Below are 26,994 nucleotides of genomic sequence, written 5' to 3'. Positions count from 1 at the left end.
CGCTTCACTCCTTACCGGGAGGGACGCGCCCGGGGGTCCGAGGAGACTTCGTGGCCGAAAAAGAGCCATTGGAAACAACACCACAGGATGCCGAACAATTGCCGGAGCGAATCCGAGTTCACGCACTCGCCAAGCTGCTGGGGGTAACGAGCAAGCGCATCCTGGCCAAGCTCACCGAGTTGGGGTCCGACGCGCGCAGCGCGCAATCGAACGTCGATCGGGCGATCGCGGAATCTGTCCGCGACGCGCTCGGTCCGCCGGAGGGCGACGCCCAAGCGCCGCAAGCCGCGGCCGAGCAGCCGGTCGAGCCGCCGCCCGCGGCGCCGGTCGAAGCCCCGGCCGAGCCGGAGCCCGCGCCTAGCCGCGGTCACGGCGGGCTGGTCTTCTCCGCGCCCGAGCCGCTGATCGGCAACTCCGGCGCCGAGAACCCGAACGAAGTCGCGCACCAGCCCTCGGTGCAGCTGTTCACCCACCCGGTCCGGGAAGAGCCGCACGTCGCCGCGCCGGTGGTCTTCGAGTCCGCCGCCGTCGTGCAGGCACCGCTGTTCCTGCCGCCCGATGCCGCGGCCGCCGAGCAGACCCGCCGCAAGCGCCGCACCGAGCGTGTTGTCCAGCGCGAAGAGCCGGTGGTCGAGGAGCCGCAGCCGGAGGAAGAGCCCGAGACGATCGAGGACGACCAGGAGTCGACCGATCAGCAGGGCGACGCCGACGGTCAGCCGCGTCGCAGGCGCCGTGGCCGTCGTGGTCGCGGTCGCGGTCGCGGCGAGCAGCAGGGCGACGCCGACGACGAGAACGACTCGGACGACAACGAGGACGAGCAGAGCGGCGACACCGCCGACAACACCACCGCGGACGCCGGCGACTCGTCCGATGACACCAGCGATTCCGACGACGACGAGAACGAGCCGGAGGGCGCGAGCCGTCGCCGCCGTCGTCGTCGCCGTCGCAAGGTGGCGGGCGACACCGCCGAGGCCGAGGCCGTCGCCGCCACCGAGGACGACCCGCCGAACACCGTCGTGCACGAGCGCGAGCCGCGGAACAAGAGCCGCAGCCGGGCCACCGCCGTCGACGAGGTGCAGGGCATCACCGGTTCCACCCGGCTCGAGGCCAAGCGGCAGCGCAGGCGCGACGGTCGCGAGGCCGGTCGGCGTCGGCCGCCGATCCTGACCGAGTCGGAGTTCCTGGCCCGTCGCGAAGCGGTGGACCGGGTGATGGTGGTGCGCGAGAAGGCGTTCCCCGACCACCCGACCGCCACCCAGGTCGCCGTGCTCGAGGACAACATCCTGGTCGAGCACTTCGTCACCAGCACCGGTTCCGCGTCGATGGTCGGCAACGTCTACCTCGGCAAGGTGCAGAACGTATTGCCGAGCATGGAGGCGGCGTTCGTCGATATCGGCCGCGGCCGCAACGGCGTGCTGTACGCGGGCGAGGTGAACTGGGAGGCCGCCGGTCTCGGCGGTAAAGAGCGCAAGATCGAACAGGCGCTCAAGCCCGGTGAACTCGTGCTCGTGCAGGTCTCCAAGGATCCGGTCGGGCACAAGGGCGCCCGGCTGACCACGCAGATCAGCCTGGCCGGTCGCTTCCTGGTGTACGTGCCCGGCGGCACCTCCACCGGCATCAGCCGCAAGCTGCCCGACACCGAACGCAAGCGGCTCAAGGAAATCCTGCGCGACATCGTCCCCAACGACGCCGGTGTGATCATCCGCACCGCGTCCGAGGGCGTCGCCGAGGACGAGCTGGCCCGCGACGTGGAACGGCTGCAGGCGACGTGGCGAACCATCGAGAAGGCCGCCGAAGGCAAGAACGACGGCCAGCCCAAGACGCTGTACGAAGAGCCCGACCTGCTGGTCAAGGTCATCCGCGACCTGTTCAACGAGGACTTCTCCAAGCTCGTCATCGAGGGTGACCGCGCCTGGAGCACGGTCGAGAAGTACATCGGCACCGTCGCGCCGGAAATGCTCGCCAGGGTGTCCCGGCACGAGAACAACGGCGTCGACGTGTTCGAGGCCTACCGGATCGACGAACAGCTCGCCAAGGCGCTCGATCGCAAGGTGTGGTTGCCCTCGGGCGGCACCCTGGTGATCGACCGCACCGAGGCGATGACCGTGGTCGACGTCAACACCGGCAAGTTCACCGGTTCCGGCGGCAGCAACCTGGAAGAGACGGTCACCCGCAACAACCTGGAGGCGGCCGAGGAGATCGTGCGCCAGATGCGGTTGCGCGATATCGGCGGCATGATCGTCGTCGACTTCATCGACATGGTGCTCGAATCGAACCGGGACCTGGTGCTGCGCAGGCTCACCGAAGCACTCGGCCGGGACCGCACCCGCCACCAGGTGTCCGAGGTGACCTCGCTCGGCCTGGTGCAGATGACCCGTAAGAAGCTGGGCACCGGCCTGGTCGAGGCGTTCTCGACCACCTGTGAGCACTGCCATGGGCGCGGCATCCTGGTGCACGCCTACCCGGTCGAGCCGTCCTCCGGCGACGACGGGGGCGCACGGGGCGTCGCCCGGGAAACCGGATCGCGTCGCCGCCGTGGCCGCGACAAGGGTGCGGCACCGGCCGTGCCGGTCGTCGCGACCAACGGGACCGCGCCGGTGGAGTCCGAGGAGGACATCGCCGTCAAGCGGGCGCACCCGGTCGCGTTGGCGATGGCCGCGCACCACGGTGACGCGGACGAGGCGGATATCGCCACGGACGAGTCGGTGGCGGGTCCGGACGAGTCGATCGCCGCGGCGAGTGCGTCGGTGTCGGCCGAGCCGCTCGAAACCGAGGTCGTCGCAGCCGAGCCCGACGCGCCCGTTGCGGACGCGCCCACCGAGGCCGCACCGGTCGCCGAGGCCCCGGAGCCACCGGCTCCCGCGGAATCGACGGCACCGCCCGCCGCGGATCGTGCGGTAACCAACGGTGCGCCAGAGGCGGCACCGCGCACGAGCCGGCGGCGCAGGGTCGCTCGTTCGGCCGCGGCTCCGGCCGCGGACAGCAGTGGTGCGGTGTTCGTGCTGCCGACCGCGGATCAGGCGCCTGCGCCCGCTGTCGACTTCACCGCCGATGTCCCGGTCGAGGTGCCGGTCCGCAAGCCGCGGCGTCGTGCCGTCGGACGTCCTGCGGGCCCGCCGCCTGCGGAGTCGTAGCAGCTGATCTGACAGCTTCGACGCGGCCGATCACACCCTTGGGTGGGATCGGCCGCGTCGTTGGGTACCGGCCGCACAGGGCCCCGCTACGGCGGTGTCCGAGGTGCTTCGCCGCAGCGCCGGAAACGCACGGGCAAAGGGTTGCTCGCAGGCTGCCGACGGGCGGATTGTGTCGTTGAAGGGGTGCTCTGGTAACCTTGGTCGGTCGCTGCCTGGCGATGGGCGTTATACCACGCCCCGCGCAGCAAGCCAGCCAAGAACATCTCGCGTCGCGCAGTTGTGTCGCGAGAAGAAACATGACTGTACTTAATCGAGTGGAGGAAGCCGACCGATGGCAACGTACGCGATCGTCAAGACCGGCGGAAAGCAGTACAAGGTCGCGGTCGGTGACCTGGTGAAGGTCGAGAAGATCGAGGGTAAGCCGGGTACTTCCGTCGCCCTGGATCCGGTTCTCGTCGTTGACGGGGCCGACCTGACCACCGACGCCGCAAAGCTGGCCAAGGTCTCCGTGGCCGCAGAGGTCGTCGAGCAGACAAAGGGCCCGAAGATCCGCATCCACAAGTTCAAGAACAAGACCGGCTACCACAAGCGTCAAGGTCACCGTCAGCCGCTGACGGTCATCAAGGTCACCGGCATCAAGTAAGACATCCCGAGGAGATTCAGCTATGGCACACAAGAAGGGTGCTTCCAGCTCCCGGAACGGTCGCGATTCCAACGCCCAGCGCCTCGGCGTCAAGCGTTTCGGCGGCCAGAAGGTCAACGCAGGCGAGATCCTGGTGCGTCAGCGCGGAACCCACTTCCACCCCGGCGTGAACGTCGGCCGTGGCGGTGACGACACCCTGTTCGCCCTCGCGGCGGGCGCGGTCGAGTTCGGCACCAAGCGCGGACGCAAGACCGTCAACATCGTCGTCCCGGAGCCGGTCGAGGCCTAGGCCTTACCTCTCCAGACAACAGCCGAGCGGGTCAGGGTCGCAACCCTGGCCCGCTTTCGCGTTTTCAGAAGACGGCGCGCGTTTTCAGAAGACAAAGCGCGTTTCCCGCGCACCACTGCGATCGACCAGTCCTGAAGGAGGATGATTCGGAAATGTCCAAGTTCATCGACCGCGTCGTACTGCACGTGCGTGCCGGCAAAGGCGGACACGGGTGTGCTTCGGTACTCCGCGAGAAGTTCATGCCGCTCGGCGGCCCCAACGGCGGCAACGGCGGCAACGGCGGGGACGTGATCCTCGAGGTCGACCCCAACGTGCACACCCTGCTCGACTTCCACTTCCACCCGCACGCCAAGGCGGGCAACGGCAAGCCGGGCGAAGGCAGCAACCGCGACGGCAAGCAGGGCACCGACCTGCTGCTCAAGGTGCCCGACGGCACCATGGTGCTCGACGGCGACGGCAAGGTCCTGATGGACCTGGTCGGCGCGGGCAACCGGTTCATCGCCGCCCGCGGCGGCCGCGGTGGCCTCGGCAATGCCGCACTCGCCTCGAAGGCGCGCAAGGCCCCCGGCTTCGCGCTGCTCGGCGAGGACGGCGAAGAGATCGACCTGGTCCTCGAACTGAAGTCCGTCGCCGATGTCGGCCTCGTCGGCTTCCCGTCCGCGGGCAAGTCCTCGCTGGTGTCGGTGCTGTCGGCGGCCAAGCCGAAGATCGCCGACTACCCGTTCACCACCCTGGTGCCCAACCTCGGTGTGGTACTCAGCGGAGACACCACCTTCACCGTGGCCGACGTGCCAGGCCTGATCCCCGGTGCCAGCGAAGGGCGCGGCCTCGGCCTCGACTTCCTGCGGCACCTGGAACGCTGCGCGGTGCTCGCGCACGTAGTCGACTGTGCCACCCTCGAACCCGGCCGCGACCCCGTCTCCGACGTGGACGCGCTGGAAGCCGAGCTCGCCGCCTACCGCCCGGCGCTCAGCGCCGACGCCGACCTCGGCGACCTCGCCGACCGGCCGCGCGTGGTGATCCTGAACAAGATCGACGTGCCCGATGCCGCCGAGCTGGCCGAGATGGTCACCGCCGAATTCACCGCCCGCGGCTGGCCGGTCTTCGAGATCTCGGCGGTGAGCCGAGAAGGCTTGCGGCCCTTAACCTTCGCGCTCGCCGACCTGGTACTGAAATACCGGGAGGCACATCCGAAGGCGGCGCCGGCGCGCCCGGTGATCCGGCCGATCGCGGTCAACCAGACCGGCTTCAGCGTGATCGCGGATCCGGCGGAGCCCGGTGGCTTCATCGTGCGCGGTTCGCAGCCCGAGCGCTGGGTCGTCCAGACGCAGTTCGACAACGACGAGGCCGTCGGCTACCTCGCCGACCGCCTTGCCCGCCTCGGCGTCGAGGACGAGCTGGTCAAGCAGGGAGCCGAGCCGGGCGCCCCGGTGACCATCGGCAACGTGACCTTCGAATGGGAGCCGCAGATCACCGCGGGCATCGACCGGGTGCCCACCGGCCGCGGCACCGATATCCGCCTGGAACAAGACGATCGGATCAGCGCCTCCGAGCGCAAGCACGCCTCCCGGGTGCGCCGCGGGCTGGTGCAGGACGACGAGGAGTAGCCGTGCGCGCTTCGGCATCGGCGAGTTCTATTGCTGCGCAGGGAGTTCGATTGCGATGACAGTGAGTTCGGGTGCTACCGAGTCGGATTCGGGCCTGAGTGAGGCGCGTCTGGCGATCGCGTCGGCGCGCCGGGTCGTGGTGAAGATCGGGTCGTCGGCGCTGACCAGTCTGAAGGGTGGGCTCGACACCGCGCGCCTCGATCTGCTCGCCGATGCGGTCGAGGCGCGGATGCGCGCGGGATCCGATGTGGTGGTGGTGTCTTCGGGCGCGATCGGCGCGGGGATCGCACCGCTCGGACTCAGCAGCCGCCCGCGCGATCTGGCCACCAAGCAGGCCGCCGCCAGCGTCGGTCAGCTCGCACTGGCGCACGCGTGGGGTACCTCCTTCGGCCGTTACGGCCGCACAGTCGGCCAAGTCCTGTTGAGCGCGGACGATTTCGCCCGCCGCGAGCACCACCGCAACGCCCAGCGCACGCTGGACCGCCTCCGTTCCCTCGGCGCGATCGCCGTGGTGAACGAAAACGACACCGTCGCAACGGAAGAGATCCGCTTCGGCGACAACGACCGTCTCGCCGCCCTGGTCGCTCACCTGGTTGGTGCCGACGCCCTGGTCCTGCTCTCCGATGTCGAAGGCCTCTACGACGGCGACCCACGCAAGGGTGCCGCCACCTTCATCCCCGAGGTGCACAGCAGCGCCGACCTCGACGGCGTAATCGCAGGCAGCGGTGGCGCACTCGGCACCGGCGGCATGGCATCCAAACTCTCCGCGGCCCGCCTCGCCGCCGACGCGGGCGTCCCCGTCCTCCTGGCCGCGGCCACCTCCGCAGCCGAGGCCCTGACCACCGGCCAGGTCGGCACCGCCTTCGCCGCCCGCCCAATCCGCCTGTCCGCCCGCAAGTTCTGGGTCCGCCACGCCGCCGACAGCCGTGGCGCCCTCCTCATCGACGACGGCGCCGCCCAAGCCGTAGCCGCCCGCCGCTCCCTACTAGCCGCAGGCATCACCGCCCTAAAAGGCCGCTTCTACGGCGGCGACGTAGTAGACCTGATAACCACCGACAACCACATAGTCGCCAGGGGCGTGGTCGCCTACGACAGCACCGAACTAACCCCCATACTCGGCCATTCCACCGCCGAACTCCCAGAAACCATGCAACGCCCCGTAATCCACGCCGACGACCTCGTAAACGTCTAACCCCCAACGACTTAACGTACGTTGCATGCTCATGACGTAGGTTGCAGCGTGCGTCAAGAGCATGCAGCGTGCGTCAAGTGGGTCTGCCGTAGGCGCGGGTTCGGTGGCGTCGGTGCGGTGGTCACTTTTGGGAGGGCACTACGCCGGGTTGGTTGGTGGTTGAGGGGGGTTGCTGGTCGCCTTCGGGTGGGATCGGGCCGGTTACGCCTGGCTGGCCGCCTGGGTCTGGGAGGGGGACAGGCGGTTGGGCTGGGGCGGGGGGTGGCGGTTGTGGCGCTGGGGGCGGTGGTGGTGGCGCGTGTTCGGTTGACGATGGTGGTGCTTGTTGAGTTGGCGGCGGCGCCTGTTGTGGTGCCGGGGCCGGTTGCGTCGACGGGGGTGCGTCGGGAGTCGGCGGGGCGGGCGGAGGTGCCTGCTGGGTCGACGGTGCCTGCTGAGTGGGCGGGGGTGCGTCGGGGGTCGGCGGTGGTGGGGCGTGCTGGGGGGTCGGGGGTGGTGTCGGCTGCGGGTCGGGGACCGGGCGTGGCGGCGTTGTAGTGCTCGGTGGCGCTTGGGATTCCGGTACCGACGGAGCGGGGGTCGTGGGGTGACCGTTCGGTTGTGCGGGGGGAGGGTTTTGGGGTGGCGTGTATTCCGGCTGGCGTTGCGGCGTCGGCCGACGTTGTTGTGGCACAGCGGGTGCGGGTTTGGCTTGGTCCGACGACGCCGGCGGCGAAGGCAGCGCCGGAACGGCCTTGCCTGCCAGCCCGTAGGCCGGTTTGTACACCATGTTCATCGCGAGCACGGCCTCTTGGCGCAGCGCCTCCTCGGCCATTTTCGCGTCGATGACGTGCGCGGCCTCGAGTAGTCGTGCCACCGCGCCGATCGGACCGGACGAGCCGGGCGGTGCTACCGCGATCTTGACCGCTTCGGCCGCCGCGGCGACACCGCCGAGCCGGGCACCCACCTGGCCCATGACGGCGGCGAGTTCGTCCGCCGAGGCGGCGAAGCTGCGGATGCTGGCGAACGCGGCGTCGGCGGTCGCACCCTTCCACTCCATCGAGTTCATCACTCGGTCCACGCTGCCGCGGGTGAGCGGGAAGGAGGTGCTGAGCGTGCCCGCCACCTCCAGCCACGCGACGGACGCGCGCAAAACCTCCGCGGCATCGATCTGCTGGGTCTTGGCGTAGATCTCTTCGTGGCGCATCGACTCGAAATGTTCCATCGAGCTGATGTAGTCGGGATCGTTTCCGGTCATCGCGGGAGCCTCGATGCGACGGCGCGCAGGGCGGCGGCGTTGGCGGCGTCGGCTTCTTCGAGTAATCCGCCGCTGATCAAGAAGGCTTCTTTCATCCGGTAGGCGGCCTCGATGTAGTGATCTAGCAACGTAGCGGCATCCCGTGCTTTGTGATTGAACCCGGCCTGTAACTGTTGCGCCGACACGAATCCGCCGAATCCGCCCAGTTCCGCGGCGGTTTCGAGGCGCTGCTGGAGCTGGATCAGTCGTTCGGCCTGCTGGTCGTACATCTCGGCGCATCGTCGCGCCGCGGCCGGATCGAATTGGACGGTGCCTGCCTGGGCCGCTTGCTTGAACCGGACGATATCGGCTCGGCTGGTCTCGATCGTCATCGCACACCCCTGAGATGGTCGGTCAGCCTCAGACTAGCCCGTGGCCGCTGCCCGGGGCAGCAGTGGTTATCCGTCGGCATCGACGAACGAGTTCACGGCTGAATGCGTTTCTGCAGTTGCGCGCCGATCTGTTCGGCCGAGGCGGGCGTGATGTGTACTTCCTTGCCCGCCCTGATCAGGTAGCGCCCGTCGCCTTTGACGTCGAACCAGGTGTAGTGGATCGGCGGCGCGGGCGTCGGCTGGTCCAGCGCAGGCTCGATCCGGATATGCCCTTCCGCGCTGTGCGGTCTCAGCAGCAGCTTGCGGATGCGTGGCGCGATCGGCTGCCGCGCGACCACCGTCTCTTCGTCGCGCACGGCGTCCGTCGGCGCGACCCTGGCCGGTTCCCGCCCGGCCGGCGCGTCGGGCAGCAGGCCGGCGATGCGGGTGCCCAGCTTGCCACTGTGCCCGATCGAGAGCCGAACGCGCCCGCCGAAATCCGGCGTCGAGCCGGGCTCCTGCACGGCGAGCACGGCCCGGTCGAAGATCGCCGCGGCGAGCAGCCGGATCTCGCTGCCCGGCGTGTGGGTGCCGCCGATCGCGACGATCCTGGTGTGCGGCGCGGCGAGAATGCGCAGGCAGGCGCTGAGATCGGGGTCGGCGCGCAGCGGCAGCCGTTCGTCCAGTGTCGCGCGCAGCCGGTCGGCCTCGTGCTCGGTGCGCGGTGTCTCCAGTATCCGCAGCGGATACGGGTGCCGGTCCAGGTCGGTTTCGCGCCACAGGTGGGCGAACTCGTCCGGAGTGAAGGTCCAACTCACCGCCCGAATCACATCCTCACCGAACACCACCGAAACTGCTTTGTAGCTTAACGGTCATCGCGCACGGGGGCGGTTGCCGCACCGAGCACCTAGGATTGTGGGCTAACGCTGCGCTGAATTCTCGGATATATCCATACAACCCCCTATGTTGCTCGGCTCGACGTGCCGGAGCGCTGTGCTGCGACACATGATCACGGGGTGATGGGAGCATGCCGTGCAGGTGCTAGGACCGTGGACCGATATCGCGACGATCGCCGCAGTCGGCGGCGGTAAAGCGCGCGGTCTGCACCGCTTGCGGCAGTGCGGGTTTCGGGTCCCGGAGTGGACCGTGCTCGGCACCGAGGTCTTCGCGCGGTTCACCGCGGAGACCGATCTGCTGCGAAAAGTGACCGAGGTCACAGCCCTGGATGACCTGGGTAAAGCACTCGCGGCCGCTACCGCGTTGCGTGCCGAGATTGCCGCGACCGCACTGCCCACGGAGGTTCGCGAGTTGATCGCCGACGCCTACGCGCGGCTCGGGGGCCCGGTCGCGGTGCGCTCGTCGGTGGTCGCCGAGGACGGCCCTGAGCACTCGTACGCGGGCCAGTTCGATTCCTTTCTGAACGTCAACGGCATCGACGCGGTGCTCGACCGGGTGCGCGACTGCTGGGCGTCGGCGTTCTCGGAACGATCACTGCGCTATGCCTTCGCCAATAAGCAGCCGAGGGCGGGCGCGGTCGCCGTCGTGCTGCAACGCTTGATCGCGGCGCGGGCCAGCGGGGTGATGTTCACGGCCAACCCGATCAGCGGCGCCCGCGACGAACTGGTCATCAGCGCGGTCTACGGGCTCGGCGAGGGCCTGGTGTCGGGTGCCGTTGACGCCGATTCGGTGGTGGTCGACAAGTCCTCGGGCGCGGTGCTGGAGAGCGTGCTCGGCGACAAGGACCGGTCCTATATGGCCGAGGGCGATCAGGGTTGCGCGATCAGCGAGATCGACCCGGCGCGCCGCGAACTGCCCGTGCTGACCGATGCCGAGATCGCCGAGGTCGCCGAGCTGGGCCGCAAGGTGGAGGCCGAGTTCGAGGCCCCGCAGGACGTGGAATGGGCGATCGACGAAGGCGGACTCTGGTTCCTGCAGTCGCGTCCGATCACCACGGCCCTCGGTGCTCGACCCGGCGCGATCATCCGCGGCGCCGGCGAGGTAGTCCCCGACGGCGAACAGCGAATCTGGGACAACTCCAACATCATCGAAAGCTTCAACGGCCTCACTTCGCCGCTGACCTACACCACCGCCGCCGACATCTACGGCCGGGTCTACCACGGCTACGCGAAATCCCTCCGAGTACCCGTTGCGCAACTGCGACAGACCGAGCGGTGGACTCCGGTGCTGCTCGGTTACTTTCACGGCCGCGTCTACTACAACCTGCTGCACTGGTATCGCATGGTGGGCATCGCGCCGGGCTATCCACTGAACCGCAAGGTGCTCGAGGCCGCACTCGGCGTAGACGAGCCGCTGGCAGACGACATCGCGAAGACGTTGCGCCCGTTTACCTTCCGGAACCCGCTGAGCCGACTGCGGTCGCGGTCGGTGACCACGTTCACCTACCTGCGCCGCCTGTTCGGCATCGACGACATCGTCGAACAGTTCATGACCGACTTCTACCGCGTCTACGACGAATACGACGCCATCGACTACACCGCGCTGTCCGGCGCCGAAGCCTATGCGGCATACCGAAAGGTGGACCGCGACCTGGTCGAACGCTGGGGCCCGCTGATGGTGCTCGACGCCATCCTGCTCACCTGCACCGGATTGATGTTCCTGCTGACCAAGCTGCTGCTTCCGAAGGCACCGGAGTGGTTCCTCTACGCGGTGGTCGGTCCCGGCGCCGACGTCGAATCCGCCGAACCCGCCCGCGCGATGAAGGCACTGGCCGACGCGGCCCGCGCCGATGCCGGGCTGACCGCCCTGGTGAATTCGACAGCGCCGGAACAGATCTACCCGGCGCTCGCCGATCACCCGGACTTCCGGGACAAGGTCGACGCCTACATCGATCGCTACGGCTATCGAAGCCTGGACGAACTCAAACTGGAAACGCCGGACCTGCGCGAAGATCCGGCCAGCCTGTTCGTCATGCTGCGCAGCGCCCTGCCCGACGCACCGCTCGGCCACCACGACGAGGCCGAGCAATACCTGGACGCCCACCTGCACGGCTTCCGCCGTCGAAGCTATGAACGGTTGCGCGGCAAGGTTTCCCGCTGTGCCGCGCACCGCGAACGGCTCCGGTTCTGCCGGACCAGGGCCTTCGGCATGGTCAAGCGGATGATCCGGGTGATGGGCCGCGACCTGGCCGAGCGCGGCGTCATCGACGAGTTCTCCGACGTGTTCTCGCTGACCGTGCATGAGCTGCGCGGCTGCTACGACGGTGCCGACACCGCGGACCTGCGCGACCTCGTCGGCACGCGAAAGGCGCAGCGCGCCAAGGACGCCGGGCTGGTCGCGCCGGCCAGGTTCGTCACCACCGGTTCGACCTTCGGCCGGGCAGAGCTGGCGAGGCAGGGCTGGGTGCCGATCACCGATACGCCTGCTGCCGAGGCGGGGACGGTGCTCGCGGGCACCCCGTCGGCCTCCGGGATCGTCGAGGGGACCGCGGTCGTCGTGGACGAGCCGCGCGACGTGGCGGGTGGCATCCTGGTGGCATATCGGACCGATCCCGGCTGGGTGGCCGCGCTGCCCTCGGCGTCGGCGCTGGTCATCGAGCGCGGCAGCCCGCTCACCCATGTCGCGATCGTGGCGCGGGAGCTCGGGGTGCCGACGGTGGTCCAGGTCAAGGACGTGACCAAAAAGGTACGGACCAGTATGCGGATTCGGGTCGATGGCACACACGGAACCGTTACTGTGCTGGCCGAAGGAGATGTCCGCGATGGATCATGACAAAGACGTTGCGGCCGTACGTGATTGGCTAGCCCGCCCGGCCGGGCAGGCCGGCCTCCGCTTGGCCGACGAGGCCGACGGCTGGGACTATCGAAGCTACCCCGAACTGGCCGAACAGACCTGGTCGATCGCCGCGCTCATGCGCCAGCACGGGATGGGCAGCGGCGACGGCGCGTGCGTGATCATGCCGACCGGATTCCCCTGTGTCGCCACGTTCTACGCGGTCTGGGCCTGCGGCGGGGTGTTCACGCCGGTCGCGCCGCCGATGTTCGGTGACCTCGACCAGATCATCGCGCACATCGCCGCGATTCTGATCCAGGCCGAGCCCCGGCTGGTGGTCACCTCGACCGAATTCGAGCAGTTCGTTCGGCAGGCGGCGACGGCCGCGGGACGCGCCGATGAGCCGCTGGTGATCGACGCGTCGACGTTGCGCCCGTGCCCGCCCGGTGCGCGCGAGTTCGGCGAGCCCGCCGAGTGCGCGCTGCTGCAATTCACCTCCGGTTCCACCGCCGCCCCGCGCGGGGTGCGGGTGAGCTGGCACAACCTGGCCAACAACATCGCGATGATCTCCCGGCTGGTCGAGTGGCGGCACGGCGAGGCGATGGTGTCCTGGCTGCCGCTCTATCACGACATGGGTCTGGTCGGCGCGTTCCTCACCACCGTCACCAATCAGGGCGATCTGTATCTGATGCGCCCGGACCAGTTCGTCCGCGAGCCCGCGCGCTGGCTGCGGGCGATGGCGCACGCTCAGCATTCCCCGTCGCCGTCGTTCGCGCTCGGCTATGTGGCACACCGGGTTTCGCCCGAGGAGATCGCCGACCTCGATCTGTCCGGGTGGCGCACCCTCGCCGTCGGCTCCGAACCGGTCGAGGTGGCCGATCTCCAGTCGTTCGCGAACCTCACCGCCCCCCTCGGCTTTTCGATGAACGCCTACACGCTGGCCTATGGGTTGGCGGAGTCGACGCTGATGGTGACCTCCTCGGCGCGGCATCGCCCGATCACCGCCCTGCGCATCGACACGCCGACGCTGCGTTTCGGCGAACCCGTCACCATCCTCGACCGGGAGCTACTCGACGACACCCACCGTGTCGACGGCGCGGGCTGGATCACCGGCCTCGGCTACTCGACCCCCGAATCCACGGTGCGGGTGGTCGATGCGGACGGCAACGAGCTGCCCGACGGCACCCTCGGCGAGATGGTGGTGGTCGGTGACTCGGTGGCGCTCGGCTACTCCGACGACTCGGACGGTGCGTCGACCAGGATCGTCGACGGCACGCTGTACTCGGGTGATGCCGGATTCCTGCACCGCGGTGAGGTATTCGTGCTCGGCCGGATGGGGTCGAGTGTGAAGGTGCGCGGGCGTTCGGTGTTCATGGAGGACATCGAATCTCGCGTCGCGCAGGAAACCGGGATCACCAAGGGCAAACTCGCCGCCGTCGCGATCACCGAACCGGGTGCGCAGGGCATCGCGTTGTTCGCCGAGTCCGCACCCGGCGGCTGGATTCCCGAGGCGCGCAAGATTATTCGTGGCGAGTTGGGGCCCGCGCAGACGGTCACCATCGTCACCGGCCCGCGTGGCATCATCCGCCGTACTTCGAGTGGCAAGCCGCGCCGGCGGTACATGTGGGAGCAATTCCGCAGCGGGGCTTTGGCGGACGCGGTCGTGCATGAGGCGGACGGCCCTTCCGGTGCGGTCGTGACCCCCAGTTCTTCCGGCGAGGGCCGGAATCGATTGGCGCCCGACGTGTTCGACCTGCCTGAGCCGACGCTGGCCGCCGAACGCGTGCGTCAACTGCTCGATAGTGCGCTGGAAAGCGTTGCGATTCCAGCGGATTCGACCGTGCTCTTCGAGGGTTCACTGGCCGAGGGCTTCGGCAACGAGGGGTCCGACGTCGACTTCCTGGTACTCGCGCCCGGCGACGAGGAGTTACCCACGCTGCCGACCGTGCTGTTCATCGACGGCCGTCGAGTCGAGGTGCGCACCCGTTCCGAGTCCCAACTCCAGCGACAGCTCGAACAGGTGGCGAAGGCCGCGACTGTGACCGAGCTCGACGAGGATCTACTCAACCGATGCCAACGATTCCTGCGGGCAACGGTAGTCCGGCCCGGCGTCCTCGATATCGACGAATTACGCACGCTGCTTCCGCATTCCACGTTCACGACGCTGATCGCGGACTGGTGGACCGCCCGAGCCGAGCAGGCTCTGCGATACGCCATCGCGCTGCGCGCGCTGAAGGCGCGCGACGAGGCGATCGACTGGGCGCGCGACGGCCTGCTGCAGGCCATCAAGGGCTGGGCCGCACGGCGCGGCGAAAGCTATCTGGAGACCAAATGGCTGCCGCGGCAACTGGATCGGATCGGTACCGACGAACTCATCGACCGCTACCGCGATCTCGCTGATCCAGATGCCTGGGCAGGCAACGACTCGACGCGTTCCTACGGCGACGCCCGGCCCGGCGTGCTCGGTGCCGCGAAGGCGCGAGCGCTGTCCGAGCAGGCGACCTGGGCGCAGGTCTTCGAGCTCGCCAGCGACCTCGGCGTCCGGGACGTCGTCGACGATCCCGACCAGATTCTGTTCGCGCGGGTGCCCGGCGTCACCACCTGGGCGATCGGCGAGCGGGTGCACGTCATCCGGGGTGACAGCGACGTTTTCGTCCTCTCCGGCAGCGGTGCCCGCGCTTGGCGCTCGGTGGTGTTCCGTCATTCGCTCGCCGCGGTACTGGCCCGCCAACAGCACGACAGCAGCGCCGAACTGGCCGAGTTCCTCCGGCTCGGCTTCGTCGGATTGCAGTGGCGGCGAGGCGAACTCCTGACACCCGCACTCGCGATGTGCAAACCGGTGCGCCCTTACACGCCGGTGCCATCCGTGCTGGCACCCGCGCTCGGCGTGACCGGCGCCGCGCGCGATGACGCGATCGCGACGCTCTCGCCGCTGCCCGCGCGCCGTTTCACCGAATGCGCGATGAACCTGGTCTGGTCGAACATCGTGCTGGAGAACGCGCGCGAGGACCTGGCCGGTGCCGTCAAGAACGGTCAAGGCGCCGTCGCCGATATCGCGGCCCATCGGATGATCGCGATGGGTGTGCGGGTGATGTTGTCCGCCTTCGGCATTCACCCCCTGCCCGCCGATGTCGCACCGTCGGCGACCCTGAGCAGGCTGCTGCCGCCGCACGCACATCGCCGTGCCGACCTGCTCGCACGGCTGGAATCGGCTCGGCAAGTGCGGTTCTCGGAGACCGGCGACGCCATCACCGGCATAGCGGTTCTCGACGACTTCGTCGCACTGGTGCGTTCGGTCGCCGCGGACCCGGCCGCCGCCAACTTCCCGGCCTCGTTCGATTCCCGCGAACAGTGGCGGCGCACACTGGCCATCGGCTACGACTGGCTGCGCATCGCGGGCTATCTCGACACCGACCTGCCGCTCGACGAGGCCCGCGACCTGCTGGCCTCCGGCGGGCAGCAACCACACCTGCGCGACGACGCGGTGCCGTCATGACCGCCGAGGTGGCGCAGCGGGTGCGCACACTGGTGCACGCCATGGCACCCGACCCGCAGGCACAGACCGGTGACACCCAACGACTCATCGAGGACCTGGGCTTCGACTCACTGCGGTTGATGGAGCTGACCGTCGTGCTGGAGCGGTCGTTCGGCCTGCCGCGCTACCAGCCGGAGCAATTGGTCGGCGTGCGCCGAGTCGGCGAGGTCATCACCCTGGTCGCGACCACACTGGCCGCTGAGGGTCAATCGTGAGTGCGCGCGACACCGTATTGGTCACCGGCGCGACGGGACTGGTCGGCGCGGAGGTCGTTGCCCGGCTGGCCGCCGCGAGCCGCCCGGTCGCCGCTGTGCTGCACAGCAATTCGTCCATCGTCCGCAACGACGGCACCGCCCTCGGCGCGGGCAGCCCGGTCGCCGGTGACATCCGCAGCCCCGGATTCGGCCTGTCCCAGCGTGATTGCGCCGACCTGTCCGAACGCGTCGGCATGATCGTGCACTGCGCGGCCACCACGGCATTCGACGCCGGGGACACCGACTACCACGAGCTCAATGTGCAGGGCACCGCCAACGCGATCGAGCTGGCCAGGACCTGGGACGTTCCGCTCGTGCACGTCAGCACGGCCTACGTGTGCGGACGGCGCGGCGGCCCCATCGCCGAGGACGAACTCGACGCGGGCCAGTCCTTCGGAAACGGCTACGAGGAGAGCAAGTTCCGCGCCGAACAACTGGTACGTGCCGCGGGTGAGCAGGGCATGCGCTGGGCCATCGTCCGGCCGGGCATCGTGACCGGCGCGACCGGCACCGGCGTGATCCGTGAGTACAAGAACCTCTACACCGTCGTCAAGCTCATGGTCGAGGGCAAGCTGCGGTCGCTGCCCGGCCGCTACGACGCGACGCTCTCGCTGGCACCGGTCGACCACGTCGCCGATGTGATCGCCGCGGTCGTCCTCGATTTCGACTCGGCCACCCACCGCACCTTCCACGCACTCGGCCGAGACACGCTCTCGCTGCGCGAGGTGTCCGACGTGCTCGCCGAATACCCTTCGTTCGAGGTCGCGACCTTCGTGCCCGCGGCGACGTTCCGCGAAGACGATCTCGGCGCCATCGAGCGGGAGTACTACCGGCGCATCGGCTCGCTCTACACCAGCTATTTCGAGCGGCGACTCGCCTTCGGCACGGCGAATGCCGAAGTGCTGCTCGGTAAACCACCACCGTCGACCGGCAAGGAGTATCTGCGAGTGCTGCTGGACTACTGCCTGGAATCCGGCTATCTCGGCGTGCCGTTGCCGTCGATCGAGGAAGTGCTCGCGGGCAATGACACCGGTGGGGCGGACCGGTGAGCGCCCCGCTCGGCGAGCTACTCGCCGCGCTGACACCGCAGCGGGAGAAGGTGACGGCCTACGCCGACGACACCTACCTGCAGGAGACCGTCGACCAACTCGACCGCCTCGGCGTCGACGCCGCGAAGTTCGCCAGGGAGCACTCGCTGCTGCTGCTCAAGCCGGACGCGATCGTCGCCAGGGCCGTCGAGCCGACACTGAACTGGCTGGCGGACAATGACTTCCGCGTTGTCTGCGCCTTCCGGGTCGCCGTCGACCGGCACGTCGCCCGCGCGCTGTGGTATTTCGCCTGGAACATCGCCTCACCCGAACGCCGACGCCTGGCCGATCTGCTCGTCGGTATTTCGGACGTGCTGGTCTTCGTCGTCCGCGGCGCGGACGCGGAACTGCCTGTCGCCGTGCGCCTTACCGAGGCCAAGGGCGCGACCGACCCCCGGAAACGCAAGCCCGGCGAGCTCCGCTATCTGCTCGGCAGGCACAGCTATCTGCTGAATCTGGTGCATTCGCCCGACGATCCCGCCGATGTGCTGCGCGAGCTCGCCATCTACCTGGACGAGCACCGCCGGGCGAGGGTGATCGCGGAGGTAGGCGAGGGTATCGATCGCTCGTCCCAGGCTCTCGCGATCGCGAACGACCTGTATGCGCAGGCACCCGCGCGCAGCTTCGACCGTGCCGCCGCGGTCGAGCGGATACTTGGTGATCTGGCGGCGGCCGGTGCCCCGGCCGAACCCGCTTTCGACCCGGCGGCGGACGCGGCATGCGCCCAATTGCTGTATGCCGCATGGGCCGACGGGCGGGAACTCGATCCGTGGTCGGTGATCGTGCTCGGGTCCTATGTACTCCCGATGCGGGTCGGTACGCAGCCGCAGGCGCTGCGACCGGTGACCGCGAAAGACTGGCTGGAGGTACGACCGTGACGGCGAACGTGGAAACGGTGAAGACAGCGACCCATCTCCGCACCATCTCGCGTGCGCTGGCGCACCGGTGCGCGGTGTCCGAGGTGTTCGTCACCTCGCTGGACGCGGTGGCCGAGAACGAGTTCGTGGTCGGCGCCCAATTACCGCGGATGCACGCCTATTACAGCGACCACACCGGATCGCTTGCGCTGCGGCACGATCCGCTGTTGGTGATGGAGGCCGCCAGGCAGGCCGCCATCGCGCTGAGTCACGAGTTCTACGGCGTCCCCGCCGATATGGCGTTCGTCGTGCGCACCTTCAACGGCACCGGCGCGGACACCCCGGCGTGGGAAATCGGCACGGCCCCTGCCGATCTCGTGATGCGCGCTCGGGTGCCGCGGCGGCATGCGCGCGGCGAGACGGTGCACGGCGTGGACATGGTGCTCGAAATCGACTGTGGCGACGAATCTATGATGACCGTCGACGGCTCGTTCTCCTGGATGACGCCGCGGCAATGGACGGGGTTGCGCGCCGCGTTCCGGAAGAGCCTTGGCCTCGGGCCGTTTCTGGGTGCATCGGCGCTCGCCGACCGCGCGGTCTCGGCCGAGGTCGGGCGGGAGAACTGGCGCAATGTCGTGATCGCCGCGCCGAGCCTGTCCGGAACCATCGCCCGCGCCACGCTGGTCCCGGATCTCGGTCACCCGTTCCTGTTCGATCACGAGCTCGACCACGTTCCTGGCAGCCTGCTGATCGAGGCGTGCAGGCAGACCGCGCTGGCCATGGTGCTGCACCGGTCGCCCCGATTGGAATGTGTTGGAAGCGCTTTCGAGCGGTTTGTGGAGTTGGACCGTCCGGCGGAGTGTGTCGCGGAGATCACCGGGCAGCAGGCCGACCGCACGGTGATCCACTGCGAGATCCGCCAGTGCGACGCGGTCGCGGCCGAGGTCGACCTCGAATTCGCCGACGACGAGCTGGGTTTCGATGCCGAGGAACCGGAGGCCGCTCGCTGATGAGTACCGAACTGCTCACCACGACCCGATCGTTTCGCCGTCGTCTCGATCTGACGCGGCCGGTCGAGCGTCGAGACCTGCTGGAGTGCCTGGATATCGCGGTGCAAGCACCGAGCGGCAGCAATCGGCAGCCGTGGCGATTTCTCATCGTGCAGGACGGTGAAACCAAGCAGCAGATCGCCGACTACTACCGAAAGGGATTCGCCGCCAACTTATCCGGGCGCACGCCGCGGCCCGATCAGCTCGGTGATCTCGCCTCCGGCCGGTATCTCGCGGATCATCTGGCCGAGGTGCCCGCGCTCGTGCTCGTCTGTTCGCTCGGCCGCCTGCCAGCGGCGTCGTCGCCATCGCGGCTGGCGAGCTTCTACGGCTCGATCTATCCCGCGGTGTGGAACTTCATGCTCGCCCTGCGCGAGCGCGGCCTCGGATCGTGCCTGACGACCGCGCATCTGGCCTACGAGCGCGAAATCGCCGACCTGCTCGCTATCCCGTTCGACGAGGTGACCCAGCTGGCCATGGTCCCGGTAGCGCGGCTGTTGCCCGGCAGCGATGGACCGGCCCGGCGCGCGCCCGCCGCCGAGGTGACCATGTGGGATCGGTGGGCGTGACACATCCGCTGGTGTCGGCCGCGCGCATCGCCCGGTTCACCGCGGTGATGTACAAGCCGCACTATCTGCTGTACGGCGTGCTGTGGGTGCTTGCGCTCGAAGGCACGGCTTCGCTTGTGACGCGGCCTGATTCGGCATGGCGGCCGACCTGGTCCACCGTGGTCCGGATCGTCGTCGTCGCCTTCGTCCTGCTGTATCTCCGAATGGTCGACGAGCAGAAGGATCTCGAGTACGACCGCGTGCACAACCCGGACCGCCCGCTGGTGACCGGCGCGGTCAGCGCCGTCGAACTGCGGGTCGCCATGGGCCTCATCGCGATCGGCGCCATCACGGCCAGCCTCGCGCTTTCCGTGGGTTCCGCCGTAATGATCACTGTGGCAATGGCTTACGGGCTGGTGCTGTGGGGTCTGGAGCGGTTGTTCGCCGTCGTGCGCACCAACATCCTGATCAATCTGATTGTCACCTATCCGGTGCAACTGCTCGTCACCGGCTACATCGTGGTCTCCGCGATCGATACGGGTGAAGTCCGCGCACACTGGCAGGCGGCGGCGGTCGCTGGAATCTTCGCCGGTGCGTTCCTGCAGTTCGAGTTCGCCAGAAAGACATCCCGTGAACGTCGGCCGGATGCGTTGCTGTACTCGAATGCCTTGGGCGCCACGGGAAGTATCGCGGCCTCCCTGCTCTGCGCGGTCGCGGGGGTGCTGTGCGACCTGCTGCTCGTCCGGCCGTGGGACTATTCGCCGCCGTCCTCGCTGCTCGCCTGGCTGCCCGTTGCGCTGCTGTTGATCCCCGCCTTCGGCGCACTGCAGTTCCACCGCTCGGGCCGCACGGACTACCCACCCCTTCCTGCCGTCGTCTTCATCCTCGCGCTCTACCTCACGCTGATCGGCCAGGCGCTGACCTTGCCGTAGCCGACCTCGGCAAACGGTGGCACGGCCGCCGTGCGTGTCCCGCACGAGTAAGCCTCGTGTCTGGTGGAATAGCGCTGGGGAGAGACCTACCCGCCGATATGGCGACGCACCGGACGATGGATTACCGAATCGCGCTGAGGAAGGGATTCATGTGAGCATGCGGCGAATCGTGGGAGCTGGCGGCCTGCTCGTGCTCGCCTGCGGCCTGGTGATCGGTGGCGCCGATGCGGCGGCCGACCCCGGCGGTTGCTTCGTCGACCGAGGCCTGACCGACGCTGTCGCGCTCTGTCATGAAGGCTACGGATCCTCCATCCTGGAGGTCGAATGCCTCGGCATCAGCGTTCCCGCAACCCCGGACGGCCCGATTTTCGGCCCGTACTCCGGCTCCGATTCCGCCTCGGCCGCGGTCGGTCAGTCGATGCGCGCCTCCTGCGTGACGCGCACCGGGCTGGGCATCACTACCAGCGCTTTTGTAACACCCACTTAGCCGTAGAGACGGATGAAATCCTGGGTGGGATCCACGGCGGGCAGCGTGTAGGTCGAGAAGGTCGGGTCGATCAGGGTTTCCTCGACATACCGGGCGGGCTCAGCGGGGAGATGGCGCCACCGGGCGCGTGGATCGAGTACCGGGTCGTCGTCGTTCGACATCAGCCGCACCTTCCGAAAGTGTGTCACGCCAAGGATATCCGGAAATCGTGGACCGGGTCGGCGGCCCGTCGAGCAGGTCAGGTGGCGAGTCGTGCCGCCGTGACCATGACCGCCGTGTACTGCGCGGTGAAGCTGCCGCCCACTTCGTCGATGGCGTTGCCTAAACCGCCGAGCACGTCGTCCAGTGCGGCCTGCGGGAGTTGGGTGGCGACGCCCGTGGTGGCTGAGAATTCCAGCCACTGGTCGCGGGTGTATCGCTGCTCCCACTGGAATTGCCGCTGCTCGGGCTCACCGAAGCCGCCCGCCGCGCGGAGGCCGTCGGCGGCCTTGTCGCACCCTGCCAGGTAGATCCGCACCGCGTCGGCCGCGAGCCCTCGGGTGATGGGGGAGTCGGGGAGCAGTCGCCGGTAGACCTCCGCGAAGGCCGCCACGAGTTCGGTCGGTGGCTGCCCGGCGTTCCAGAACAAGGCCAACCGGCCGCCGGGCCGCAACACCTCGGCCGCCTTGGCCGCGCCGGCGACCGGATCCACCCAGTGCCACACCTGCCCGGCAACGACGAGGTCGAAGGTGCGGCCTGCGGGATCCCATTTTTCCAAGGTGGACACCTCGACTTCGGTGCCGTGGCGTCGCGCGAATTCGGCCATCCGTTCATCGGGGTCGACGCCGAGGACATTGCAGCCCGCCGCTTGGAACTGCCGGGCGACGATGCCGGTACCGGTGCCGACGTCGAGGACTTCGCGCCCAGGACTTGCTGCGATGGTCGCCTGCACCATCGCCTCGGGATAGCGGGGCCGGGAGCGGTCGTAGCGCGCGGCGTCCACGCCGAACGACTCCGCCATGGCGCGGGCTTGATGAGATTCTTGGTGCGGAGCCGACGAGGGCTCCGGCGGTAGAGTGGGCATGCGCCCACTATAAGTGGGCACATGCCCACTCGACAACCGATTCGGGCTCGACGACGCGAGGAGAAGTACACGGTGCCAACGGGAGTGGCCATGCGCGACGTGCGCGAGCAGTTGTTCGACGCCGCGGAACGCATTCTGCTGCAGGACGGGCCGAGCGCGCTGACCAGCCGCGCGGTCACCACCGAGGCAGGCTGCGCAAAGGGCGTGCTGCACCGGCACTTCGCCGACTTCGATGATTTCCTCGCCGAACTCGTGCTCGACCGCATCGCGCGGATCGACCACCAGGCCGCCGCCCTGTGCGCGGCCGCGGGCACCGGCACCGTCGTCGGCAATCTCAGCGGCGCGCTGACGGAGGTGTTCGGGACGGTCGCCGTCTCGATCGTCAGTCTCGTCACCTTCCGGGACGAGTTGCGGGCCAGGCTGCGTCGGACCAGGCCGACCGGCGTTCCGCTGCTGGCCGAGGCTACCCAGATGATCGCGGCGTACCTCGGCGCAGAGCAACAGCAGGGTCGCGTCGTCGCGGTGGCCGACGTAACTGTGTTGGCGCCCACGCTGATCGGTGCCGGGCATCTGCTGTTCGCCGACCGTAAAGGCACGCCGCCGGAGTCGGCGGCGGTCAGCCGGGTCGTCAGCGCGGTCGTCGCGGCGGCGTTGACACCTTAAGCGGGCTCGGCCTCCAGAATGTTGTCCGGTGAGACGGTCGGGACCACCCGACGCAGCCTGAACCCATAGCGCGCCAGGAACTTTCGGTACTCATCGACGGTGCGCTCCCGGCCGCCGGTATTGACCAGCATTTCCAGATCGATGAACTTGCCGGGGTGCGGCCGGGCGTTCTCCGGGACGACCAGTTCGATAATCAGCAGGCGGGCATCAGGTTTCATCGCCGCGCGAACCGTATCCAGGATCCGGCCAGCGTCGTCCGCCGGCCAGTCGTGCAGGATGTGTTTGAGGATGTACGCGTCGCCGCCCTGCGGGACCGCGTCGAAGAACGATCCCCGCTCGACCGTGCACCGGTCGGCCAAGCCGAGCTCGGCCAGCCGATGGGTCGCGGTCTCGGCCACCGCCGGCAGTTCGAACAGAATTCCCCTGGATTGTGTTGCGCGGCAGAGAACTTCGGCAAGCATCGTGCCCTCGCCGCCCCCGACATCGACAAGCGTCTCGAATCGCCCGAAGTCGTAGGCCGCGAGCAGTGGGGCAAGGCCGAGGCTGCCGATACTGGTCATCGCGTTGTCGAACAGCGTGCCGAGCGTCCGGTCCGTTTGCGCGTGCTCGAAGAACGACATCCCGTGCAGCGCTTCGCCGACCGGCTTACCTGTGCGTACCGCGTCGACCAGGTGCGACCAGTTGTCCCGATGGATCGGCGAGCCGAAGAACAGCGCCGCATCGCGCAGTGATACATCGGCGTCACGCCGCAGCGCCCGCGCCATCGGAGTCAGCGCGTACTGGCCGTCCCGGCGCCGCCTGAAGATGCCGTGTCCGATGAGCAGCCGCAGCAACCGATGCAAGGCGTCCTCGTCGGCGCCCACCGCCTGTGCCAATTCGGCTCCGCTACGCGGCCCTGCGGCCAGCGCGTCGGCCACCCCGAGCTCGGCGGCGGCATGAATCGCCTGTGTCAACCACCCGGCGGCAAGCAGCTCCATCACCGCGAGCTGCCCAGGAACCATCTTGCGATAAGCGACAGATAGGCCGTTGCGTACCAACTCGACCGCGCGAACCAGCCGTGGCGGGGGCATTCTCGGGTAGTCGGCTGCCACCGGGCGACTCCCCTTCCACTCGACGGTCGGCACTGTGCGCCACTCAGCAGGGTACGGGCCTGCGATGCGCCGCATGCCGAACCGGTCGGTGGATCCTCAGAAACGCCAGCGCGTCGCGCCGCCGGGCTCGACCGTGCCGAGGGCCATCGCGGTGCTCGCGGTGATGCGGTAGACGTGCCAGGGCGGCGGGCCCGCGGACGGGGCGCTGTACTCGGCGGTGAGAGCCTGGCCGGTGTCGTCGACCTTGGCGGGCCAGCCGTCCGCGGCGTAGCGCGCGGCGATCTCGGCGACCGCCTTCGGGTCGGTGACCTGCGCCGCGGTGCCGTTGACGGTGAGGTCGAAGTCGTGCACGGCAATGCTGATCGCGCAGCGCGGGTCGCGGGCGAGGTTGCGGCCCTTGCGTGATCGCGCGCCGGTGGTGAACCAGAACGCGCCGTCGAGCCACAGCGCGCCGAGCGCGGTCATGTGCGGGCTGCCGTCCGGGTTGATCGTGGTCAGCCAGTAGGTGTGGCGGTTCGGGCCGCCGGTGCCTGGGGCTTGGGGGATGTTCGCGTCGAGGGTCTTCCGGACGTTCGTCCAATCCAACTCCGGCAACGAATAGAGGTCAGCGAGATTCTTGGTGTCCATGTCTGTGCTGACGACCCGGCGGCGCGGAAATCATCGGCGGCGCCGTCATTCGCGCACCTGATGCCGGGCCTGCAGGACCACCGGCAGCCGGGACGGCGCGGCGACGAAATCACGGTTCGACGGTTTCACCCGGTAGCCGGGGTCGGCGACCGGCTGCCAGCGGGCGAACAGGGCTGCGGTGGCGAGCGTGATGGTGAGCAGCGCGAAGTTATTGCCCGGGCAGTGCCGGATGCCGACGCCGAACGGCAGGATCGCCTTCTTGTCGATCTCCTCGGCGCGGCCGGGAAACCAGCGATCGGGGTCGAAGGTTTCCGGGTCCGGGTAGTAGTGCGCGTTGTGGTGAATCATGTACGGGCTGAACACGACCATGGCGCCGTCGGGGAGCGTGGTGCCGCCCAGCGTGACCGGGCCGTCCGCGGTGTGCGTGCTCACCCACGGCCCCCAGAACCGCAGGGTCTCCAGCACGGCCAGGCGTAGATAGGGCAGCTGCGCGACATGGTCGGGGGTGACCGGGGCATCGCCGACGAAATCGTCCAGCTCGCGGCGCAATTCGGTAGCGATGTCCGGATTGCGCATGATCTCGTGCCATACCCAGCCGAGGATGGACGCGGTCGAGCCGACCCCGGCGGCCAGCATCAGCAGAAGTTCGTCGATGATCTCCTCGTCCGACAGCCGGGTGCCGGTCTCCGGATCGCTGTGCCGCACCAGGGCGGAGAGCACATCGTGGAAATCGCGGTCGGCGCGCCGGTATTCGGCGACAACGGCGCCGATCTCGGCACGCAGCCGACGGGATTTGGTGGTGAACCGGCGGTTGGCAAGCACCCGCAGGCGGCGCACCGGCGGCGGCAACGCGGCGCGCTGGATCACCTGGCCCAGCAGCCATGGAATGTTCTGCTGGACTTCCCGTTTCGCGTCCGCGCCGAACTCGGCGGTGAACAGCGTCGAGGAAATGGTGTCGAGGACGAGCCGGTGCGCCTCGTCCACCAGGTTCAACTGTCGGTCCGGCCGTAGCGATTTCGACCACGTGTTCGCGAGATCGGCGGCCACCACGGCGTATTCGTTCAACCGGCGCTGCCGTAGCGCGGGCGCGATCATCCGGCGGCGCAGCTCGTGCGGCTTGCCGCTGAGCACGTTGGACGCGCCGCGAATGACCTCCTGGATGGCCTCGCGTAGTTCCTCGCGATGGAATTCGCCTGCCTCGCCGAAGCTCACCTCGCGAATGAGGTCCGGGGTGGTGAGCACGTAGGCGGGGCGCGGCCCGAGATAGATCCGGACGATAGGCCCCACCTCGGCCAGCGACGTGACGAACTTCAGGCCGTCGCGCAGCGCCACCACGCTGTGGCCGAGCATGGGGAGCCGTCCCGGGGCGGTCGGTACGTTCGGAACAGACTGCGGCATAGCGGGTCTCGTACCTCCGATGAGGTCGGTGTAGATCGACAGGATCGAATCGGTGAGGCGTGACTGCCGCGCGGCATCGGCCCGGTCGGTGAGGATCTCGCGCATCGGCGCCAATTGTGCTGGGTGCGCGGCGAGTTCGCGCAACGAATCGGCGATCGCCGGCACCGATGGGTCGCGGGTGCAGACGCCGCCGCCCTCGGGCACCGTCTCGGCCAAGTCCGGATCGCAGTAGACGACCGGCAGCCGCATCGCCACCGCCTCCAGCAGGGCCATACCCTGGGTGTCGAAACCTGAAGAGGGAAAGAGCAATACATCGTGCGTCGCCATCGCGGCAAGGCAGTCCGCTTGACTGACCGCACCGTGCAGCCGGACACGATCGCTCAGTCCGCCTGTTTCGATCGCCGTCTGTGCTCGCTCGCGCAGGTCGCCGGTGCCGTAGATGTCGAACGTGCAGTTCGCTACCTGCCGCACCGCCTCGATGGCTTCGAGCAGCCGCTTCTCGCCGGACAGCCTGGCGCACCAGAGGATTCGCAGCGGGCCGCTGTGCGTCGCGCCGCGCTCGGTCGCCTGCGCGCGATCGAGCAGTTCGTCGTCGATGCCGTTGGAGATCACCTGAAGCGGCCGGTCCAGCCCGTGCGCGAGGATGCGCCCGGCGAAGTGCTCGGTCGGCACGATCACCCGATCGGCGGCCTGCGCCTGAGCGACCATCGTGCGCCAGGCGTGCCGCGCCGCGCGGGATTCGTTGTTGCGCGGCAGCTGTCCCCGATGGGAGACGAAGCGGCCGTGCATGGCACGCATGGTGAGCGCCGACAGATACGGGACAGGGGAGGTGTTGGCGATGAACACATCGTCGCGACTGTGCACGGTGTGCACGACGGGAATGCCGTGACGGCGCGCCGCGCGGAGTCCGGCGATGGCGACCCCGTAGGTGGTTTGGGTGTGCACGATGTCGAACGGGCCGCGCTCGGCGAAGGTCGCATCGATCAGGCGGTTGTTCGCCGGGGTCGGCAACACCATGGCGAAACCGTTCACCAGCACCCCGCCGAGTGCGGAAAGGACCACAATGTCCCGCTCGGATTCGGTAGATTCCGGCGTGGGCGCGGTGAACACGGTGACGCGATGACCACGCAGCTCGAGCCCGCGACGCTGGGCATGGACCGAGGTCTGGATCCCGCCGAGGGTCGCGGGATGAAAGTCCGTGAACAGCGCGACGTGCATGGG

The 26,994-nt window shown here is 68.5% G+C and carries 23 protein-coding genes; 15 read left to right on the top strand and 8 right to left on the bottom strand.

Annotated features, from left to right (window positions below):
• Positions 1-50: 50 nt before the first annotated feature.
• From ACIA8C_RS33390 to proB, 5 genes are all read left to right on the top strand, one after another.
• Positions 51-3,134 carry a translation initiation factor IF-2 N-terminal domain-containing protein gene (locus ACIA8C_RS33390; RefSeq protein ID WP_397141627.1) on the top strand — a complete coding sequence of 1,028 codons (3,084 nt, stop codon included), beginning with the start codon at positions 51-53 and terminating at the stop codon, positions 3,132-3,134.
• Between the two features lie 331 nt (positions 3,135-3,465).
• Entirely contained in the window at positions 3,466-3,777 is a 312-nt protein-coding gene (gene rplU / locus ACIA8C_RS33385; RefSeq protein WP_040732804.1) for a 50S ribosomal protein L21, read from the top strand.
• Positions 3,778-3,799: 22 nt separating this feature from the next.
• Positions 3,800-4,066 carry a 50S ribosomal protein L27 gene (gene rpmA, locus ACIA8C_RS33380; RefSeq protein ID WP_040732806.1) on the top strand — a complete coding sequence of 89 codons (267 nt, stop codon included), beginning with the start codon at positions 3,800-3,802 and terminating at the stop codon, positions 4,064-4,066.
• 152 nt (positions 4,067-4,218) lie between these two features.
• A complete protein-coding gene (obgE, locus tag ACIA8C_RS33375) occupies positions 4,219-5,673 on the top strand; it encodes a GTPase ObgE (protein WP_397141625.1) in 1,455 nt (484 codons plus the stop codon).
• Between the two features lie 55 nt (positions 5,674-5,728).
• On the top strand, positions 5,729-6,865 hold the full coding sequence (gene proB / locus ACIA8C_RS33370) for a glutamate 5-kinase (protein ID WP_397141623.1): 1,137 nt from the start codon (positions 5,729-5,731) through the stop codon (positions 6,863-6,865).
• Between the two features lie 121 nt (positions 6,866-6,986).
• Here proB and ACIA8C_RS33365 read toward each other — a convergent pair whose 3' ends face one another.
• The 3 genes from ACIA8C_RS33365 to ACIA8C_RS33355 form a co-directional block, all read right to left on the bottom strand.
• A complete protein-coding gene (locus ACIA8C_RS33365; RefSeq protein WP_397141621.1) occupies positions 6,987-8,102 on the bottom strand; it encodes a hypothetical protein in 1,116 nt (371 codons plus the stop codon).
• Complete coding sequence (locus ACIA8C_RS33360; protein ID WP_379282453.1) at positions 8,099-8,473, bottom strand: hypothetical protein; 375 nt, start codon at positions 8,471-8,473, stop codon at positions 8,099-8,101. Before ACIA8C_RS33360 ends, ACIA8C_RS33365 begins: the two co-directional genes overlap by 4 nt.
• A gap of 92 nt (positions 8,474-8,565) precedes the next feature.
• Entirely contained in the window at positions 8,566-9,270 is a 705-nt protein-coding gene (locus ACIA8C_RS33355) for an ESX secretion-associated protein EspG (protein WP_397141619.1), read from the bottom strand.
• Positions 9,271-9,484: 214 nt separating this feature from the next.
• Here ACIA8C_RS33355 and ACIA8C_RS33350 point away from each other — a divergent pair, with 214 nt between their 5' ends.
• The 9 genes from ACIA8C_RS33350 (at position 9,485) to ACIA8C_RS33310 (ending at position 20,931) form a co-directional block, all read left to right on the top strand.
• Positions 9,485-12,181, top strand: coding sequence for a phosphoenolpyruvate synthase (locus ACIA8C_RS33350; RefSeq protein WP_397141617.1), 2,697 nt, complete (start codon positions 9,485-9,487; stop codon positions 12,179-12,181).
• On the top strand, positions 12,171-15,677 hold the full coding sequence (locus tag ACIA8C_RS33345; RefSeq protein WP_397141615.1) for an AMP-binding protein: 3,507 nt from the start codon (positions 12,171-12,173) through the stop codon (positions 15,675-15,677). The genes ACIA8C_RS33350 and ACIA8C_RS33345 overlap by 11 nt, the downstream gene beginning before the upstream one ends.
• Positions 15,674-15,931, top strand: a complete 258-nt coding sequence (locus tag ACIA8C_RS33340) for an acyl carrier protein (RefSeq protein WP_397141613.1) — start codon at positions 15,674-15,676, stop codon at positions 15,929-15,931. The genes ACIA8C_RS33345 and ACIA8C_RS33340 overlap by 4 nt, the downstream gene beginning before the upstream one ends.
• The gene (locus tag ACIA8C_RS33335) at positions 15,928-17,019 is read left to right on the top strand and encodes an SDR family oxidoreductase (RefSeq protein ID WP_397141611.1); all 1,092 of its coding nucleotides are present in this window, start codon (positions 15,928-15,930) and stop codon (positions 17,017-17,019) included. The genes ACIA8C_RS33340 and ACIA8C_RS33335 overlap by 4 nt, the downstream gene beginning before the upstream one ends.
• The gene (locus ACIA8C_RS33330) at positions 17,016-17,936 is read left to right on the top strand and encodes a nucleoside-diphosphate kinase (RefSeq protein ID WP_397141609.1); all 921 of its coding nucleotides are present in this window, start codon (positions 17,016-17,018) and stop codon (positions 17,934-17,936) included. Before ACIA8C_RS33335 ends, ACIA8C_RS33330 begins: the two co-directional genes overlap by 4 nt.
• Positions 17,933-18,925 (top strand): ScbA/BarX family gamma-butyrolactone biosynthesis protein, encoded by a 993-nt coding sequence (locus tag ACIA8C_RS33325; RefSeq protein WP_397141607.1) that lies wholly within the window; start codon positions 17,933-17,935, stop codon positions 18,923-18,925. Before ACIA8C_RS33330 ends, ACIA8C_RS33325 begins: the two co-directional genes overlap by 4 nt.
• On the top strand, positions 18,925-19,533 hold the full coding sequence (locus ACIA8C_RS33320) for a nitroreductase family protein (protein ID WP_397141605.1): 609 nt from the start codon (positions 18,925-18,927) through the stop codon (positions 19,531-19,533). Before ACIA8C_RS33325 ends, ACIA8C_RS33320 begins: the two co-directional genes overlap by 1 nt.
• A complete protein-coding gene (locus ACIA8C_RS33315) occupies positions 19,515-20,444 on the top strand; it encodes a hypothetical protein (protein ID WP_397141603.1) in 930 nt (309 codons plus the stop codon). The genes ACIA8C_RS33320 and ACIA8C_RS33315 overlap by 19 nt, the downstream gene beginning before the upstream one ends.
• 151 nt (positions 20,445-20,595) lie before the next feature.
• Positions 20,596-20,931, top strand: a complete 336-nt coding sequence (locus ACIA8C_RS33310; protein WP_397141601.1) for a hypothetical protein — start codon at positions 20,596-20,598, stop codon at positions 20,929-20,931.
• Here ACIA8C_RS33310 and ACIA8C_RS33305 read toward each other — a convergent pair.
• Together ACIA8C_RS33305 and ACIA8C_RS33300 are read right to left on the bottom strand one after the other, a co-directional pair.
• The gene (locus ACIA8C_RS33305) at positions 20,928-21,092 is read right to left on the bottom strand and encodes a hypothetical protein (RefSeq protein WP_397141599.1); all 165 of its coding nucleotides are present in this window, start codon (positions 21,090-21,092) and stop codon (positions 20,928-20,930) included. The two genes, ACIA8C_RS33310 and ACIA8C_RS33305, sit on opposite strands and share 4 nt — an antisense overlap.
• Positions 21,093-21,169: 77 nt before the next feature.
• Positions 21,170-21,994, bottom strand: coding sequence for a class I SAM-dependent methyltransferase (locus tag ACIA8C_RS33300; protein WP_397141597.1), 825 nt, complete (start codon positions 21,992-21,994; stop codon positions 21,170-21,172).
• A gap of 21 nt (positions 21,995-22,015) precedes the next feature.
• On the opposite strand from ACIA8C_RS33300, the gene ACIA8C_RS33295 reads away from it, so the two are divergent.
• A complete protein-coding gene (locus tag ACIA8C_RS33295) occupies positions 22,016-22,657 on the top strand; it encodes a TetR/AcrR family transcriptional regulator (protein WP_397141595.1) in 642 nt (213 codons plus the stop codon).
• Here ACIA8C_RS33295 and ACIA8C_RS33290 read toward each other — a convergent pair.
• From ACIA8C_RS33290 to ACIA8C_RS33280, 3 genes are all read right to left on the bottom strand, one after another.
• Entirely contained in the window at positions 22,654-23,748 is a 1,095-nt protein-coding gene (locus ACIA8C_RS33290; RefSeq protein ID WP_397141593.1) for a methyltransferase, read from the bottom strand. The two genes, ACIA8C_RS33295 and ACIA8C_RS33290, sit on opposite strands and share 4 nt — an antisense overlap.
• Positions 23,749-23,844: 96 nt before the next feature.
• On the bottom strand, positions 23,845-24,375 hold the full coding sequence (locus tag ACIA8C_RS33285) for a pyridoxamine 5'-phosphate oxidase family protein (protein ID WP_397141591.1): 531 nt from the start codon (positions 24,373-24,375) through the stop codon (positions 23,845-23,847).
• A gap of 45 nt (positions 24,376-24,420) precedes the next feature.
• A complete protein-coding gene (locus tag ACIA8C_RS33280; protein WP_397141589.1) occupies positions 24,421-26,991 on the bottom strand; it encodes a cytochrome P450 in 2,571 nt (856 codons plus the stop codon).
• Positions 26,992-26,994 lie beyond the last annotated feature (3 nt).

Source organism: Nocardia sp. NPDC051321 (genome assembly GCF_044455225.1).
Lineage (GTDB): Bacteria > Actinomycetota > Actinomycetes > Mycobacteriales > Mycobacteriaceae > Nocardia.
Note: the sequence above shows the minus strand (reverse complement) of the source record. Positions and strands in the feature narration are given on the sequence as shown.